Annotated in this window: 15 protein-coding genes; 10 read left to right on the top strand and 5 right to left on the bottom strand. The window is 61.3% G+C overall.

The window, feature by feature from the left end; translation table 11 throughout:
• The first annotated feature begins 54 nt into the window (after nucleotides 1-54).
• Nucleotides 55-1,596, top strand: coding sequence for a SulP family inorganic anion transporter (locus KHP07_RS09430; protein ID WP_214497099.1), 1,542 nt, complete (start codon nucleotides 55-57; stop codon nucleotides 1,594-1,596).
• 105 nt (nucleotides 1,597-1,701) lie between these two features.
• On the opposite strand, the gene KHP07_RS09425 is transcribed toward KHP07_RS09430, so the two are convergent.
• Nucleotides 1,702-2,349: a hypothetical protein gene (locus KHP07_RS09425; protein WP_099493310.1), complete on the bottom strand. Its 648-nt coding sequence runs from the start codon at nucleotides 2,347-2,349 to the stop codon at nucleotides 1,702-1,704.
• A 367-nt stretch (nucleotides 2,350-2,716) separates the two neighbouring features.
• On the opposite strand from KHP07_RS09425, the gene coxB reads away from it, so the two are divergent.
• From coxB to KHP07_RS09405, 4 genes are all read left to right on the top strand, one after another.
• On the top strand, nucleotides 2,717-3,844 hold the full coding sequence (gene coxB / locus KHP07_RS09420; RefSeq protein ID WP_078046239.1) for a cytochrome c oxidase subunit II: 1,128 nt from the start codon (nucleotides 2,717-2,719) through the stop codon (nucleotides 3,842-3,844).
• Nucleotides 3,845-3,902: 58 nt separating this feature from the next.
• Nucleotides 3,903-5,489, top strand: a complete 1,587-nt coding sequence (gene ctaD / locus KHP07_RS09415; protein WP_078046240.1) for a cytochrome c oxidase subunit I — start codon at nucleotides 3,903-3,905, stop codon at nucleotides 5,487-5,489.
• A gap of 144 nt (nucleotides 5,490-5,633) precedes the next feature.
• Complete coding sequence (locus KHP07_RS09410; RefSeq protein WP_025999925.1) at nucleotides 5,634-6,185, top strand: cytochrome c oxidase assembly protein; 552 nt, start codon at nucleotides 5,634-5,636, stop codon at nucleotides 6,183-6,185.
• A gap of 35 nt (nucleotides 6,186-6,220) precedes the next feature.
• Nucleotides 6,221-7,108: a cytochrome c oxidase subunit 3 gene (locus KHP07_RS09405; RefSeq protein WP_028618636.1), complete on the top strand. Its 888-nt coding sequence runs from the start codon at nucleotides 6,221-6,223 to the stop codon at nucleotides 7,106-7,108.
• A gap of 6 nt (nucleotides 7,109-7,114) precedes the next feature.
• On the opposite strand, the gene KHP07_RS09400 is transcribed toward KHP07_RS09405, so the two are convergent.
• Nucleotides 7,115-7,318: a twin transmembrane helix small protein gene (locus KHP07_RS09400; RefSeq protein WP_016978774.1), complete on the bottom strand. Its 204-nt coding sequence runs from the start codon at nucleotides 7,316-7,318 to the stop codon at nucleotides 7,115-7,117.
• Between the two features lie 28 nt (nucleotides 7,319-7,346).
• On the opposite strand from KHP07_RS09400, the gene KHP07_RS09395 reads away from it, so the two are divergent.
• Genes KHP07_RS09395 through KHP07_RS09375 form a run of 5 tightly spaced genes read left to right on the top strand, consistent with a single transcriptional unit; the run spans nucleotide 7,347 to nucleotide 11,270 of the window.
• Nucleotides 7,347-8,111, top strand: coding sequence for an SURF1 family protein (locus tag KHP07_RS09395; RefSeq protein ID WP_214497098.1), 765 nt, complete (start codon nucleotides 7,347-7,349; stop codon nucleotides 8,109-8,111).
• Nucleotides 8,077-8,661, top strand: coding sequence for a PA_0111/PP_0108 family redox-active disulfide protein (locus KHP07_RS09390; RefSeq protein ID WP_078050842.1), 585 nt, complete (start codon nucleotides 8,077-8,079; stop codon nucleotides 8,659-8,661). Before KHP07_RS09395 ends, KHP07_RS09390 begins: the two co-directional genes overlap by 35 nt.
• A gap of 10 nt (nucleotides 8,662-8,671) precedes the next feature.
• Nucleotides 8,672-9,751: a COX15/CtaA family protein gene (locus KHP07_RS09385; protein WP_214497097.1), complete on the top strand. Its 1,080-nt coding sequence runs from the start codon at nucleotides 8,672-8,674 to the stop codon at nucleotides 9,749-9,751.
• Nucleotides 9,739-10,638, top strand: coding sequence for a heme o synthase (cyoE, locus tag KHP07_RS09380; RefSeq protein ID WP_214497096.1), 900 nt, complete (start codon nucleotides 9,739-9,741; stop codon nucleotides 10,636-10,638). Before KHP07_RS09385 ends, cyoE begins: the two co-directional genes overlap by 13 nt.
• The gene (locus KHP07_RS09375; RefSeq protein ID WP_099493314.1) at nucleotides 10,635-11,270 is read left to right on the top strand and encodes an SCO family protein; all 636 of its coding nucleotides are present in this window, start codon (nucleotides 10,635-10,637) and stop codon (nucleotides 11,268-11,270) included. The genes cyoE and KHP07_RS09375 overlap by 4 nt, the downstream gene beginning before the upstream one ends.
• Nucleotides 11,271-11,430: 160 nt before the next feature.
• Here the strand turns inward: KHP07_RS09375 and KHP07_RS09370 are convergent, their stop codons facing one another.
• Genes KHP07_RS09370 through KHP07_RS09360 form a run of 3 tightly spaced genes read right to left on the bottom strand, consistent with a single transcriptional unit; the run spans nucleotide 11,431 to nucleotide 13,933 of the window.
• Complete coding sequence (locus tag KHP07_RS09370) at nucleotides 11,431-12,201, bottom strand: MetQ/NlpA family ABC transporter substrate-binding protein (RefSeq protein ID WP_028618642.1); 771 nt, start codon at nucleotides 12,199-12,201, stop codon at nucleotides 11,431-11,433.
• Between the two features lie 50 nt (nucleotides 12,202-12,251).
• Nucleotides 12,252-12,926, bottom strand: a complete 675-nt coding sequence (locus KHP07_RS09365; RefSeq protein ID WP_078046245.1) for a methionine ABC transporter permease — start codon at nucleotides 12,924-12,926, stop codon at nucleotides 12,252-12,254.
• The gene (locus KHP07_RS09360) at nucleotides 12,926-13,933 is read right to left on the bottom strand and encodes a methionine ABC transporter ATP-binding protein (protein WP_100491810.1); all 1,008 of its coding nucleotides are present in this window, start codon (nucleotides 13,931-13,933) and stop codon (nucleotides 12,926-12,928) included. The genes KHP07_RS09365 and KHP07_RS09360 overlap by 1 nt, the downstream gene beginning before the upstream one ends.
• Nucleotides 13,934-13,985: the final 52 nt, after the last annotated feature.

The raw sequence follows: 13,985 nt of genomic DNA, 5'->3' as shown, positions 1-13,985 counted from the left end.
CCATGGACGCAGCCAGGCTTTACCGCGCCCGGCGAATGCCTCGGGAGAGTCATCATGCGTGCTGCTCAATTGAAAGCTGTATTGCCACGGGAGCTGCTCGCTTCCGTGGTTGTGTTTCTGGTTGCCCTGCCCTTGTGCATGGGCATCGCGATTGCCTCTGGCATGCCGCCCGCCAAGGGCCTGATCACCGGGATCATCGGCGGCCTTGTGGTGGGTTGGCTGGCGGGCTCGCCGTTGCAAGTCAGTGGTCCGGCGGCCGGTTTGGCTGTATTGGTATTCGAACTGGTGCGCCAGCACGGCATGCTGATGCTCGGGCCGATCCTGTTGCTGGCGGGCTTTCTGCAGCTGGTAGCCGGGCGTCTGCGCCTGGGCTGCTGGTTTCGCGTCACGGCCCCGGCGGTGGTGTACGGCATGCTGGCAGGGATTGGCGTGCTGATTGTGCTATCCCAGATTCACGTGATGCTCGACGGCGCGCCGAAGCCCTCGGGGCTGGACAACCTGGCAGGCTTCCCGGCGGCGTTGGCCGAGGCGATCCCGACCCTGGGCGGTGGCCTGGGCTGGCAGGCGGGATTGCTCGGGTTGTCGACGATGCTGGTGATGTACGTCTGGGATAAATTCCGCCCACAGACGCTGCGCTTTGTACCCGGCGCCTTGTTGGGTGTGGGCCTGGCCACCGTGGTCAGCCTGATGCTGGCGTTGCAGGTCAAGCGCGTGGAAGTCCCGGAAAATCTTGCCGATGCCATCGATTGGCTGCGCCCCAGCGATCTGTTGAATCTTGCAGATCCTCAACTGTTGATTGCCGCGTTTGCGGTGGCGTTTATCGCGAGTGCCGAAACCCTGCTCTCCGCCGCGGCGGTGGATCGCATGCACAGCGGTCAGCGTTCTGATTTCGACAAGGAATTGTCTGCTCAAGGTTTAGGCAACATGCTCTGCGGCCTGGTGGGTGCCTTGCCGATGACCGGCGTGATCGTGCGCAGCTCGGCCAACGTACAGGCCGGTGCTACCACGCGCCTGTCGGCGATGTTCCATGGCCTGTGGCTGCTGGCGTTCGTGCTGTTGCTGTCGAGTGTGCTGCAGAGCATTCCGGTGGCGAGCCTGGCGGGCGTGCTGGTGTACACCGGTATCAAACTGGTGGACGTCAAGGCATTCAAGGCATTGGGACGCTATGGGCGGATGCCGATGTTCACCTATGCGGCCACGGCGCTGGCGATCATCTTTACCGACCTGCTGACCGGCGTGCTGGTGGGCTTCGGCTTGACCTTGGTCAAGCTGGCGTTCAAGGCTTCGCGGCTCAAGGTCAGCCTGATCGACTTGCCCCAGGAGGGCGAGATGGAGCTGCGCCTGACCGGTGCGGCGACCTTTCTGAAAGTGCCGGCGTTGACCCAGGTGCTGTCCACGGTACCGGCGGGCAGCACTGTGCATGTGCCGCTCAATAACCTGAGTTACATCGACCATTCCTGCCTGGAGCTGCTCGAGGAATGGGGGCGGGCCAATGCGGCCAAGGGCTCGAAGCTGGTGATCGAGGCGCGCGGGTTGAAGCGCCGGTTGGAAGGTCGGGTGCGGACTACGACGGGGATAGGCTCAGCACCAGCCTGAAGCGCAGATAACCGCTGTAGGAGCCGGCGTGCCGGCGAGGAAGCCCGCAAGATCAGTTAGGTTCAAGGGCCTCATCGCTGGCAAGCCAGTGCCTACAAGGGGGGATCAGGCAGGCTGGTCCAGCGCCAACTCAACCCCCAGCTGTCGCGACAGGCACGGCCAGCGCTTCCACGCGGCTTCCGTGTCCGGGCTCTTGAGCTGTTCGCGATAGGTCTCGACCGACTCCAGCGCAAAGCTGTCTTCGTTGAGCATTTCATCCACCGCGTGATGCACCGCTTCATCCAGTTGATTGGCGAAGGTTTCGCCGATCAGCTGGTGGGCGATGACATTGGCCACGGTGGTGTCGGCCGGAATCAACGGCTGGCCAAAATGCTTGATGTACAGGTCGTTGACCTCTTCGACCAGGCGATGAGCCAGGTAGGCCTCATCCAGCAGGCCGTCGAGCCCTTCGTGGCCGGCGAGGATGGCAGGCGGTTGCAGGAAGAAGTGCTCGGCAATTTTCAGCACCGGCTTGATCTGGCTTTCGATACCCGCCTCGCGGGCCACATCGTTGGCGGCGTCCAGCAAGTCCGGGACCAGGTCGATGTAGGCGGTGACAAAGCGAGTCATGACAATGTTGCGATCACCGTCAGCCAGGGAGATGGCCGAATGCAGGTGCGGCAATTGTTTTTCCAGTTGCTGGGCAAGCTGGCCCGTGCTGGCTTCGTGTTGATGGGCACGGGAAATCTGCTCGCGCAATGCGGCGGTGTTCATGAAAGCTCCAGTGATGCAGGCGTAGGAAAAGGGAGAGGATAAGGTAGCTCGTTTATACGAGAGCTTAAGACGCATTTGTCATAATTATTTCATGGTTATGCGCCTGCGTTATATCGAATTGCCATCGTTCGTCGGATAAACGATTCCGCACCCGGTTTTATTAGCCCTAACCGGTCATTTTTGCTCATTTGCCCCTACACATTGCGGGGTTGCAGAGCCTGTCTATACTCGGATTTGTACGCGATTAGCTGATGACGCCAGACTGCATAAGCAGGCAAGGCTAAGCGGTTGTAAGCAGTATGGAAGCCGCTCCCTTCGACGCAGGTGCAAACCGGCGGGATAACAAGAACGATAAGGGGAACCCGCAATGATGCGACATCCACACGTTTGGATGGGCCTCCTGTTGTGGTCAGTATTCGGCCAGGCACATGCCGCCTGGACAACGAATATGGCGCCAGGGGCGACAGAAGTCAGTCACGCTGTGTTCGACCTGCACATGACCATATTCTGGATCTGTGTGGTGATCGGCATCATCGTGTTTGGCGCGATGTTCTGGTCGATGATCGTTCATCGCCGGTCCACGGGCCAGGTCGCGGCCAAGTTCCACGAAAGCACTACCGTGGAGATCCTCTGGACCGTCGTGCCCTTGCTGATCCTGGTCGCCATGGCCATTCCGGCGACCAAAACCCTGATCAATATCTACGACAGCAGTGAATCGGATATCGATATCCAGGTCACCGGTTACCAGTGGAAGTGGCACTACAAATACCTGGGCCAGGACGTGGAGTTCTTCAGCAACCTGGCCACGCCCGCCGAGCAGATCCACAACCAGGCCACCAAGGGCGAACACTACCTGCTGGAAGTCGACCAGCCACTGGTGTTGCCGGTGGGCGCCAAGGTGCGCTTTTTGGTGACGGCTGCCGACGTGATCCATTCCTGGTGGGTGCCGGCGTTTGCGGTCAAGCGCGACGCCATCCCCGGCTTCGTCAACGAGGCCTGGACCCGTATCGAGAAGCCTGGCATCTACCGTGGCCAGTGCGCCGAACTGTGCGGCAAGGACCACGGGTTCATGCCCATCGTGGTCGAGGTCAAGTCCAAGGCCGACTACGACACTTGGCTCGGCGAGCGTAAGGAAGAGGCCGCCAAGCTCAAGGAACTGACCTCCAAAGAGTGGACGCTGGAAGAGCTGGTGGCCCGTGGCGACAAGGTATACCACACCACCTGCGTGGCCTGTCACCAGGCCGAGGGCCAGGGCTTGCCGCCAATGTTCCCGGCGCTCAAGGGTTCGAAAATCGCGACAGGGCCAAAAGAAGGCCACCTGAGTCTCGTCTACCACGGCAAGCCGGGCACCGCGATGGCGGCCTTTGGCAAGCAGCTTTCGGAAGTGGATATCGCCGCCGTGGTGACCTACGAGCGCAATGCGTGGGGCAACAACAAAGGCGACATGGTCACGCCTAAAGACGTGCTGGCCATCAAGCAGGCGGAAAGCAAATGACCTACCTCAAGGCGTTTACCTCGACCCGCCCCGCCCACTCGCTTGCAGGAGAACGGCCATGAGCGCTGTGATCGATGACCATGGTCACGCCGACCATGCCCACGGCCCCGCCAAGGGGTTGATGCGCTGGGTGCTGACCACCAACCACAAAGACATCGGCACCCTGTACCTGTGGTTCGCTTTCACCATGTTTTTGCTCGGCGGCTCGTTCGCCATGGTGATCCGCGCCGAACTGTTCCAGCCCGGCCTGCAGATTGTCGAGCCGGCGTTCTTCAACCAGATGACCACCATGCACGGCCTGATCATGGTGTTCGGCGCGGTGATGCCGGCGTTCGTCGGCCTGGCCAACTGGATGATCCCGCTGATGATCGGTGCGCCGGACATGGCCCTGCCGCGCATGAACAACTTCAGCTTCTGGCTGCTGCCGGCGGCGTTCCTGCTGCTGGTCTCGACCCTGTTCACCCCCGGCGGCGGGCCGAATTTCGGCTGGACCTTCTACGCCCCGCTCTCTACCACCTATGCGCCGGAAAGCGTGACGTTCTTCATCTTCGCCATCCACCTCATGGGCATCAGTTCGATCATGGGCGCGATCAACGTGGTCGCGACCATCCTCAACCTGCGCGCACCCGGCATGACGTTGATGAAAATGCCGTTGTTTGTCTGGACCTGGCTGATCACCGCGTTCCTACTGATCGCGGTAATGCCGGTGCTGGCGGGTTGCGTGACCATGATGCTGATGGACATCCACTTCGGCACCAGCTTCTTCAGTGCGGCTGGCGGTGGTGACCCGGTGCTGTTCCAGCACGTGTTCTGGTTCTTCGGCCATCCCGAGGTGTACATCATGATCCTGCCGGCCTTCGGCGCCGTCAGCTCAATCATCCCGACCTTCTCGCGCAAGCCGCTGTTCGGCTACACCTCAATGGTCTACGCCACGGCGAGCATCGCGTTCCTGTCGTTCATCGTGTGGGCGCACCACATGTTCGTGGTGGGCATTCCGTTGGTGGGCGAGTTGTTCTTCATGTACGCCACCCTGCTGATCGCCGTGCCGACGGGGGTGAAGGTGTTCAACTGGGTCAGCACCATGTGGCAAGGCTCGCTGACCTTCGAGACGCCGATGCTGTTTGCCGTGGCGTTCGTGATCCTGTTCACCATCGGTGGCTTCTCCGGGCTGATGTTGGCGATTGCGCCGGCGGACTTCCAGTACCACGACACCTACTTCGTGGTAGCGCACTTCCATTACGTACTGGTGCCCGGCGCGATCTTCGGCATCTTCGCCTCGGCCTACTACTGGCTGCCGAAATGGACCGGCCACATGTACGACGAAACCCTGGGCAAGCTGCACTTTTGGCTGTCTTTCGTGGGCATGAACATGGCGTTCTTCCCCATGCACTTCGTCGGGCTGGCGGGCATGCCGCGCCGGGTGCCGGACTACAACCTGCAGTTCGCCGACTTCAATATGGTGTCGTCGATTGGTGCGTTCATGTTTGGCGCAACGCAGATCTTCTTCCTGTTCATCGTGATCAAGTGCATCCGTGGCGGCCCGCCGGCGCCGGCCAAGCCGTGGGATGGCGCCGAAGGGCTGGAGTGGAGCATTCCTTCGCCTGCGCCGTACCACACGTTCACGACGCCGCCGGAGGTGAAATGAACACCTTGGTGCAGGCCGACACGGTCTCCTGTGGGAGCTGGCTTGCCTGCGATGAGGGTGTGGCAGTGGGTAGATTCGGTGCCTGGCACACCGCTATCGCAGGCAAGCCAGCTCCCACAGAAAATCAAAAGCGGGGTGGTCGCCATGGCTGAGTCCGTGCCTATCAAGCGCCTGGTTACTCGGCTGCTCATCCTGGTGGTGGCGATGTTCGCCTTCGGCTTTGCCCTGGTGCCGATCTACGACGTGATGTGCAAAGCGTTCGGTATCAATGGCAAGACGGCCGGGCAGTACGAGGGTGAACAGGTTGTCGACGCTTCACGCCAGGTGCGGGTGCAGTTCCTGTCCACCAACGCTATCGACATGGTCTGGGATTTTTACGCCAAGGCTGACGAAGTGGTGGTCAATCCGGGTGCGGTGACCGAGATGCTGTTCGTGGCCCACAACCCCACCGACAAGCCGATGACTGCCCAGGCCGTGCCCAGTATTTCCCCGGCCGAAGCGGCGATGTACTTCCACAAGACCGAGTGCTTTTGCTTTACCCAGCAAGTGCTGCAACCGGGCCAGCGCATCGAGATGCCGGTGCGTTTCATTGTCGACCGCGACATGCCCAAGGATGTGAAGCATCTGACCCTGGCGTACACGCTGTTTGATATTACTGCGCGCCAACCGCCGGTGGCTGCCCACAGCGGCGGCTAGCTACTGTTTGCCCCCTCAATCAGGAGAGCGAATACATGTCGTCTCATGATACGTACTACGTACCAGCGCAAAGCAAATGGCCAATAATTGCCACGTTTGGCCTGTTGATCACGGTGTACGGGCTGGGCCTGTGGTTCAACGACCTCAAGGCCGCGCGGGCGGAATCCCACGGTCCGTGGATCTTTTTCGTCGGCGGGCTGTTATTGGCCTACATGCTGTTCGGCTGGTTCGGCGCGGTGATCAAGGAAAGCCGCGCCGGTTTGTACAGTTCGCAGATGGATCGCTCTTTCCGCTGGGGCATGACCTGGTTCATCTTTTCCGAAGTGATGTTCTTTATCGCCTTCTTCGGTGCGCTGTTTTATGTGCGGCACATGTCGGCGCCCTGGCTGGCGGGTGAAGGCTCAAAGGGCATTGCGCACATGCTGTGGCCGAACTTTGAGTTTGCCTGGCCGTTGCTGAACAACCCCGACCCGAAAATGTACCCGGCACCGGAAGGCACCATCAGCCCGTGGGGCCTGCCGCTGGTGAACACCATTCTGCTGGTGAGTTCCAGCGTGACCATCACCATCGCCCACCACGCGCTGCGCAAAGGTCATCGCGGCGCGCTGAAACTCTGGTTGGCGATCACCGTGCTGCTCGGCCTGGCGTTCCTGGGGTTTCAGGCCGAGGAATACATCCACGCTTATAAAGAGCTGGGCCTGACATTGGGCTCGGGGGTGTATGGCGCGACGTTCTTCATGCTCACCGGTTTCCACGGTGCGCACGTCACCATCGGCACGATCATTCTGTTCGTGATGTTGATGCGCATCCTCAAGGGGCACTTCAATGCCGAGCACCAGTTCGGCTTCGAGGCGGCCAGTTGGTATTGGCACTTTGTGGATGTGGTGTGGATCGGGCTGTTTTTCTTCGTCTATGTGCTGTGAGAAGCCTTACCACGGTGCGTGAGACACCAGCTGGCCGCTGAAAAAGCCCCAGGCGATCAGCGCCACGGTGATCACGGCCAGTACGACACGCACGGTCAAGGCAGTGACGAGGCGATTGGAGTTGCCCTCGTCCTTGACCAGAAAGAACAAGCCACTGAACAGGCTCACAACGGTCGCGATCAGCATCAGGGCAATAGCGGCTTTGAGCATGGTCTGGCTCCAACGGGATGGGCGGGCAATGAAAACAAGTATAGCCAGCGCCATAAAATGCTTTCGGCCAGGAATCGCACCGACATTGGTGGTGTTGGTGCTGCTGCCGTTGATGGTCGGCCTGGGGTTCTGGCAGTTGTCTCGCGGCCATGAAAAACAGCTGCTGGTGGACAGCTACGCCGAGCGGCGCGGGGCAGATCCGATCAGCAGCGCGCAACTTAGCGACATGGCGGACCCGGCCTTCCGCCGCGTTCGTCTGCGCGGCCAGTTCGACGCCGAACACAGTGTATTCCTCGACAACCGCATGCGCGACGGCAAGGCCGGCGTAGAGCTGCTGCAACCCTTCCACGACCAAGCCAGTGGCCTGTGGCTGTTGCTCAATCGCGGTTGGTTGCCCTGGCCGGACCGGCGCACGCCACCCGTTTTCAGCACGCCTGAGCAACCCTTGAACCTGGATGCCTGGGTGTATGTCGCCCCCGGCGAAACCTTCCAATTGCACGCCGACCCGGCGGGTGCGCAATGGCCGCGCTTGCTGACAGCGCTGCACCCTGCCGCGTTGTGGGCAGAGCTGGGGCGCGGCGGCTTTGCCTACGAGCTGCGGGCCGAAGCCGGCCCTGGCACCTATGAAACCACTTGGCCGATCGTGGCCATGGGGCCGGAAAAACACTTGGCGTATGCCGTGCAGTGGTTCGCCATGTCGCTGGCCCTGCTGGCGCTTTATCTCTACCTCGGATGGCACAACAAAAAGGAGAAGCCCCATGGGAGCGGCCATGAATCCACTCAACATGTCTGAGGTGCCTGACCGGCGCAAAGGCCGTTGGCAACTGATTCTGATCCTGATGATGGTGATCGGCCCGATGGCGCTGGCCACCTTCATGTACAAGCTGCAGTTCTGGGTGCCGGAAAGCCGCAGTTACCACGGTGAGATGATCGGCAACGGCCAGACCCGCGCCGACATTGGCGTGCAGGCCGATGAGCAACGTTGGCAACTGCTGGTGACCGCGCCCGCCGCCTGTGCTGCCGATTGCCAGCAACTGGTGTACCTCGCGCGGCAATTGCAGATCGGCCTGGGGCGCGATGCCTCCCGCGCCAGCCATGCCTTGGCCAGTGCGCAGCCGCTGGGCAGCGACTATGACGCCAAGCTCAAGGTCGAATACCCGCAACTGCAACGCTTCCCGCTGGACCTGTCGACCTTCAGCAAAAACGCCGGAGCACCGGGCGATGCACAGCTTTGGATCGTCGACCCCCACGGCAACCTGGTGCTGCGCTACGACGCCAAGGTCAAGGGCAAGGACTTGCTCAACGACCTGCGCCACCTGCTGAAACTGTCCAACATCGGATAAGGGCATCGTCATGGCCAAACCTGGATTTCGCCTCGCGTTGTTTGCCACCTTGCTGGCGTTGATCGTCGTGCTGCTTGGCGCCTATACGCGCCTGACCCACGCCGGCCTCGGCTGCCCGGACTGGCCCGGCTGCTACGGCTTTATCAGTGTGCCCAAGACTGAAGCCCAGTTGGCCCATGCCGAACTGCACTTCCCCGATACGCCGGTGGAGGCGGATAAAGGTTGGGCGGAAATGACGCATCGCTACTTCGCCGGCACCTTGGGCTTGCTGATCGTGCTGCTGGCCGCGCGTTCGTGGAGCCATCGGCGCGATCCTGGCCAGCCGGTGAAGTTGCCGCTGTTCGTGCTGGCGGTAGTGTTCGCCCAGGCGGCGTTTGGCATGTGGACGGTAACGCTGAAGCTGTGGCCGCAGGTGGTCACGGGACATTTATTGGGCGGATTTGCGACCTTGAGCCTGCTGTTCCTGCTGACACTGCGGCTATCCGGCGTATTACCCGCGTTGATCGTGCCCAAGCGCCTGCAGTATTGGGCGACGGCGGGACTGGTGCTGGTGATCGGGCAGATTGCGTTGGGTGGCTGGGTCAGTTCGAACTATGCGGCGGTGGCCTGTATCGATTTGCCGACCTGCCATGGCGAGTGGTGGCCGGCAGCGGATTTCGCCAATGGTTTTCATCTCACCCAGCACATCGGGCCCAACTACCTGGGCGGGCAACTGGACAGCGAGGCACGCACCGCCATCCACCTGACCCACCGCATCGGCGCCGTCATCGTCAGCGTGGTGTTGCTCGGCCTGGCCTGGCAATTGCGCGTGGTGGGCATGACGCGTTTGGCGGGCTTATTGCTGGTCGCCCTGGCCGCGCAAATCTGCCTGGGCCTGAGCAATGTGGCTTTCGGGCTGCCGCTGGCGGTGGCTGTAGGCCATAACGCCGGGGGCGCCGCGTTGTTGCTCAGTCTGGTGTTGGTCAATTACCACGCGCGCACCAGCCTGGTCCGGGTGCGCAATCAACTGCCGTTCGGCTGGCGGTTTATCCCGCGCAAACAGGTATCGGGCCTCATTACCCTTAAAGGAGAGATGCCATGGCGACCTTGATCGGCGCACACCACCGCCAGGCGATCTGGCGTGACTACCTGGAGCTGACCAAGCCGAAGGTGGTGGTGCTGATGCTCATCACCTCGCTGGTTGGCATGTTCCTGGCGACTCGCGCCGGCGTGCCGTGGACAGTGCTGGTGTTTGGCAACCTGGGGATTGCCCTGTGTGCGGGCGGCGCGGCGGCGGTCAACCATGTGGTGGATCGGCGCATCGACGCGGTGATGGCGCGCACCCACAAGCGGCCATTGGCCGAGGGGCGGGTGTCGCCGCTGGCGGCGTTGGCGTTTGCACTGTTTCTGGCTGTTGCAGGATTGGCGCTGTTGCTGGCGTTCACCAACCCGCTGGCGGCGTGGCTGACGCTGGCTTCGCTGCTCGGTTATGCAGTGATCTACACCGGCTTTCTCAAGCGTGCGACGCCACAGAATATCGTTATCGGAGGCCTGGCCGGCGCGGCGCCGCCACTGTTGGGTTGGGTCGCCGTCACCGGGCATGTCAGCGCCGAACCCCTGCTGCTGGTGCTGATCATCTTCGCCTGGACGCCGCCGCACTTCTGGGCCCTGGCCATCCATCGCAAGGAGGAATACGCCAAGGCCGATATTCCGATGCTGCCGGTCACCCATGGCGAGCACTACACCAAGGTGCATATCCTGCTCTACACCTTCGCCCTGCTGGCAGTGAGCCTGATGCCCTATGTGATCCATATGAGCGGCGTGCTGTACCTTGCCTGTGCACTGGTATTGGGCGGGCGCTTTCTGCAATGGGCCTGGGTGTTGTACCGTGGCGGTCGGCCGCACGCGGCGATCAACACCTTCAAGTACTCTATCTGGTACTTGCTGCTGCTGTTTATCGCCCTGCTCGTAGACCACTACTTACTGTTGAACCTATGACTCGAACTCAAAAAACTGTCTTCATCCTGGTGGCCCTGGTGGCATTGATCATGGGCCTGACCGTCAACAAAGTGCTCTCGGGCAAGGGCCAGGGCGACCCCACTGCCTTGATCGACGCCGGCATCATCCTGCTGCCGCAAAGCCGCCAGCTGCCGCCAGTGAGCATGACCAACCAGGAAGGCCAGCCGGTGGTGGTCAATGAGTTGAAAGGCAAGTGGAGCCTGCTGTTTTTCGGCTACACCTTCTGCCCGGACATCTGCCCGACTACCCTCGCCCAACTGCGCCAGATCAAGAGCGAGCTGCCCAAGGACGCGGTGGATAAGCTGCAGGTGATCCTGGTCAGCGTCGACCCGAACCGCGATACGCCGACCCAGCTCAAGCAGTACCTGGGCTACTTCGACCCGCAGTTCCAGGGCCTGACCGGCGCGAACGTGGAGGATGTGCAGAAGGTTTCGAATGCCGTCAGCATTCCGTTCATACCGGCCGACACCAGCAAACCGAACTACACCGTTGACCACAGCGGTAACCTAGCGCTGATCGGTCCGGACGGGACGCAGCGTGGGTTTATTCGTGCGCCGTTGAATAACCAGAAGCTCGTAGCGCAACTGCCGGTGCTGTTGCAGCGTAAATAAGCCGGACGCCAGCCCGGCCAGCACCACAAAACAAATGTGGGAGCTGGCTTGCCTGCGAAAGCGGTGTGCCAGTCAACATCTCCGTCGACTGATACACCGCATTCGCGAGCAAGCCCGCTCCCACATTTTTTGATCTCCAGTTTTGGGAGATCGAGTCAGGTCAGAACGCCGGCTTGATCGCGCCTTTGTACTTCTCTTCGATGAATTTTTTCACTTCAGGCGTGTGCAGGGCGGCAACCAGCTTCTTCACGGCGTCCGAGTCCTTGTTGTCTTCGCGGGTCACCAGAATGTTCACGTAAGGCGAGTCGCTGCCTTCGATGACCAGTGCGTCCTTGGACGGGTCCAGCTTGGCTTCCAGCGCATAGTTGGTGTTGATCAGCGCCAGGTCGACTTGGGTCAGCACGCGCGGCAGGGTGGCGGCTTCCAGTTCACGGAACTTCAGGTTTTTGCTGTTACCGGTGATGTCCTTGATGGTCGACAGGATGTTGGTCGGGTCCTTCAGGGTGATCAGGCCGTTCTTGGCCAGCAGCAACAACGCGCGGCCGCCGTTGGTGGCGTCGTTCGGGATCACGACATTAGCGCCGCTTGGCAGCTCGTCCAGCTTCTTGTACTTGCTGGAGTAGGCGCCCAGGGGTTCCAGGTGCACAGCGCCGACGCTCACCAGGTGAGTGCCCTTGGCCTTGTTGAATTCATCCAGGTACGGCTGGTGCTGGAAGAAGTTGGCGTCCAGGCGCTTTTCAGCGACTTGAACGTTTGGCTGCACGTAATCGGTGAAGACTTTGACCTGCAGGTCTACACCTTCTTTGGCGAGGGCAGGTTTCACGAATTCGAGGATTTCCGCGTGGGGGACCGGCGAAGCGGCGACCGTAATGGTCTCGGCGTGGGCGGAAAACGCGGCAACGGCGGCGAAAGCAACCAGTAGTTTTTTCATCCAACAAGCTCCTTGTTCGGGCATCGGCCGGCGGGGGCCGGCCATGGCCGTTATTTTCGAGAAAAGTGCACCACCAGCTTGTCGCCGACGGTTTGCAGAATTTGCACCAGGACCAGCAGCATCACCACGGTCACGACCATCACATCGGTCTGGAAGCGCTGGTAACCGAAGCGGATGGCCAGGTCACCCAGGCCACCGGCACCCACCACACCCGCCATCGCCGTGTAGGACACCAGTGTAATCGCCGTCACTGTAATCGCCGCGAAAATGCCGGGGCGGGCTTCGGGCAGCAAGGCATTGATAATGATCTGGCGCGTGCTGGCGCCCATGGACTGGGTGGCTTCGATGATGCCACGGTCCACTTCACGCAGGGCGGTTTCCACCAGGCGCGCGAAGAACGGCGTCGCGCCCACGACCAACGGCGGAATTGCACCCGCCACACCCAGCGAGGTACCCGTGAGCAGCACGGTGAACGGGATCATCACGATCAGCAGGATGATGAACGGCAGCGAACGCAGGATATTCACGATCAGCGACAGCAGTGCGTACAGGCCCTTCTGTTCGAACAGTTGGCGCGGGCTGGTCAGGAACAGCAGCACGCCCAGCGGCAGGCCCAGTACGACGGTGAAGAACAGCGAACCGAACAGCATGGTCATGGTGTCGCCGGTGGCCAGCCAGATTTCGGACCAGTCGATATTAGCGAAGAAACTCAACAGGGCTTCCATTAGCGCAGGACCTCCATGTGAACGTCAGCGGCAGTGAAGCGCGCAAAGGCGGCGTCCATGTCACCGCCGGTGACGGCGAGGGTCAGTTGCCCGTAGGGGATATCTTTGATGCGGTCGATACGACCGGCGAGGATGCTGTAGTCCACACCGGTTTCGCGGGCGACGGTGCCCAGCAGTGGCGCGTAGGTCGCTTCACCCTGGAACGTCAGGCGCACGATGCGGCCGGGTACATGGGCGAAGTCATCGCGCTGCTCGCCTTCGTCGACCTGCTCGGCTTCTTGCACGAAGCGCTTGGTGGTCGGGTGCTTGGGGTGCAGGAACACGTCGGCCACCGAGCCTTGCTCGACGATCACGCCGGCGTCCATCACGGCCACCTGGTCGCACACGCGGCGGATCACGTCCATTTCATGGGTGATCAGCACGATGGTCAGCTTCAGCTCGCGGTTGATTTCGGCCAGCAGTTGCAGCACCGAAGCGGTGGTCTGCGGGTCGAGGGCGCTGGTGGCTTCGTCGCACAGCAGGATCTTTGGCTTGGTCGCCAGGGCGCGGGCAATCCCGACGCGTTGCTTCTGGCCACCGGACAACTGCGCCGGGTACTTCTTGGCGTGGTCCGACAGGCCGACACGGGCGAGCAGTTCAGCCACGCGCAGGTCGATTTCCTTGCGCGACAGTTCGCCGGCCAGGGTCAGCGGCAACGCGACGTTGTCGGCGACGGTCTTGGACGCCAGCAGGTTGAAGTGCTGGAAGATCATTCCGACCTGCTGGCGGAAACGGCGCAGGCCGTTGGCGTCCAGGGCGGTGACTTCTTCGCCATCCACCGTGATCTTGCCGCCACTCGGTTCCTCGAGGCGGTTGATCAGGCGCAGCAGGGTGCTTTTACCCGCACCGGAGTGGCCGATCAGGCCAAACACCTGGCCGTTTTCGACACTCAAGCTGGTGGAGTGCAGCGCGGGAATATCCTTACCGGCGACGCGGTAGGTTTTATGGACGTTTTGAAACTCGATCACGTAGCGAACCTTGTGGGGCGCATGGAAAAGGGATCAGCGGTTAGCCGGGCGC

This window comes from Pseudomonas sp. VS40, from assembly GCF_018587885.1.
GTDB classification, from domain to species: Bacteria; Pseudomonadota; Gammaproteobacteria; order Pseudomonadales; family Pseudomonadaceae; genus Aquipseudomonas; species Aquipseudomonas pergaminensis.
This window is presented reverse-complemented; position numbering and strand designations above follow the sequence as displayed.

Coding starts and splice junctions, on each gene's coding strand:
- KHP07_RS09430 (WP_214497099.1), top strand. CDS start 55: ATGCGTGCTGCTCAATTGAAAGCTGTATTGCCACGGGAGCTGCTCGCT.
- KHP07_RS09425 (WP_099493310.1), bottom strand. CDS start 2,349: ATGAACACCGCCGCATTGCGCGAGCAGATTTCCCGTGCCCATCAACAC.
- coxB (WP_078046239.1), top strand. CDS start 2,717: ATGATGCGACATCCACACGTTTGGATGGGCCTCCTGTTGTGGTCAGTA.
- ctaD (WP_078046240.1), top strand. CDS start 3,903: ATGAGCGCTGTGATCGATGACCATGGTCACGCCGACCATGCCCACGGC.
- KHP07_RS09410 (WP_025999925.1), top strand. CDS start 5,634: ATGGCTGAGTCCGTGCCTATCAAGCGCCTGGTTACTCGGCTGCTCATC.
- KHP07_RS09405 (WP_028618636.1), top strand. CDS start 6,221: ATGTCGTCTCATGATACGTACTACGTACCAGCGCAAAGCAAATGGCCA.
- KHP07_RS09400 (WP_016978774.1), bottom strand. CDS start 7,318: ATGCTCAAAGCCGCTATTGCCCTGATGCTGATCGCGACCGTTGTGAGC.
- KHP07_RS09395 (WP_214497098.1), top strand. CDS start 7,347: ATGAAAACAAGTATAGCCAGCGCCATAAAATGCTTTCGGCCAGGAATC.
- KHP07_RS09390 (WP_078050842.1), top strand. CDS start 8,077: ATGGGAGCGGCCATGAATCCACTCAACATGTCTGAGGTGCCTGACCGG.
- KHP07_RS09385 (WP_214497097.1), top strand. CDS start 8,672: ATGGCCAAACCTGGATTTCGCCTCGCGTTGTTTGCCACCTTGCTGGCG.
- cyoE (WP_214497096.1), top strand. CDS start 9,739: ATGGCGACCTTGATCGGCGCACACCACCGCCAGGCGATCTGGCGTGAC.
- KHP07_RS09375 (WP_099493314.1), top strand. CDS start 10,635: ATGACTCGAACTCAAAAAACTGTCTTCATCCTGGTGGCCCTGGTGGCA.
- KHP07_RS09370 (WP_028618642.1), bottom strand. CDS start 12,201: ATGAAAAAACTACTGGTTGCTTTCGCCGCCGTTGCCGCGTTTTCCGCC.
- KHP07_RS09365 (WP_078046245.1), bottom strand. CDS start 12,926: ATGGAAGCCCTGTTGAGTTTCTTCGCTAATATCGACTGGTCCGAAATC.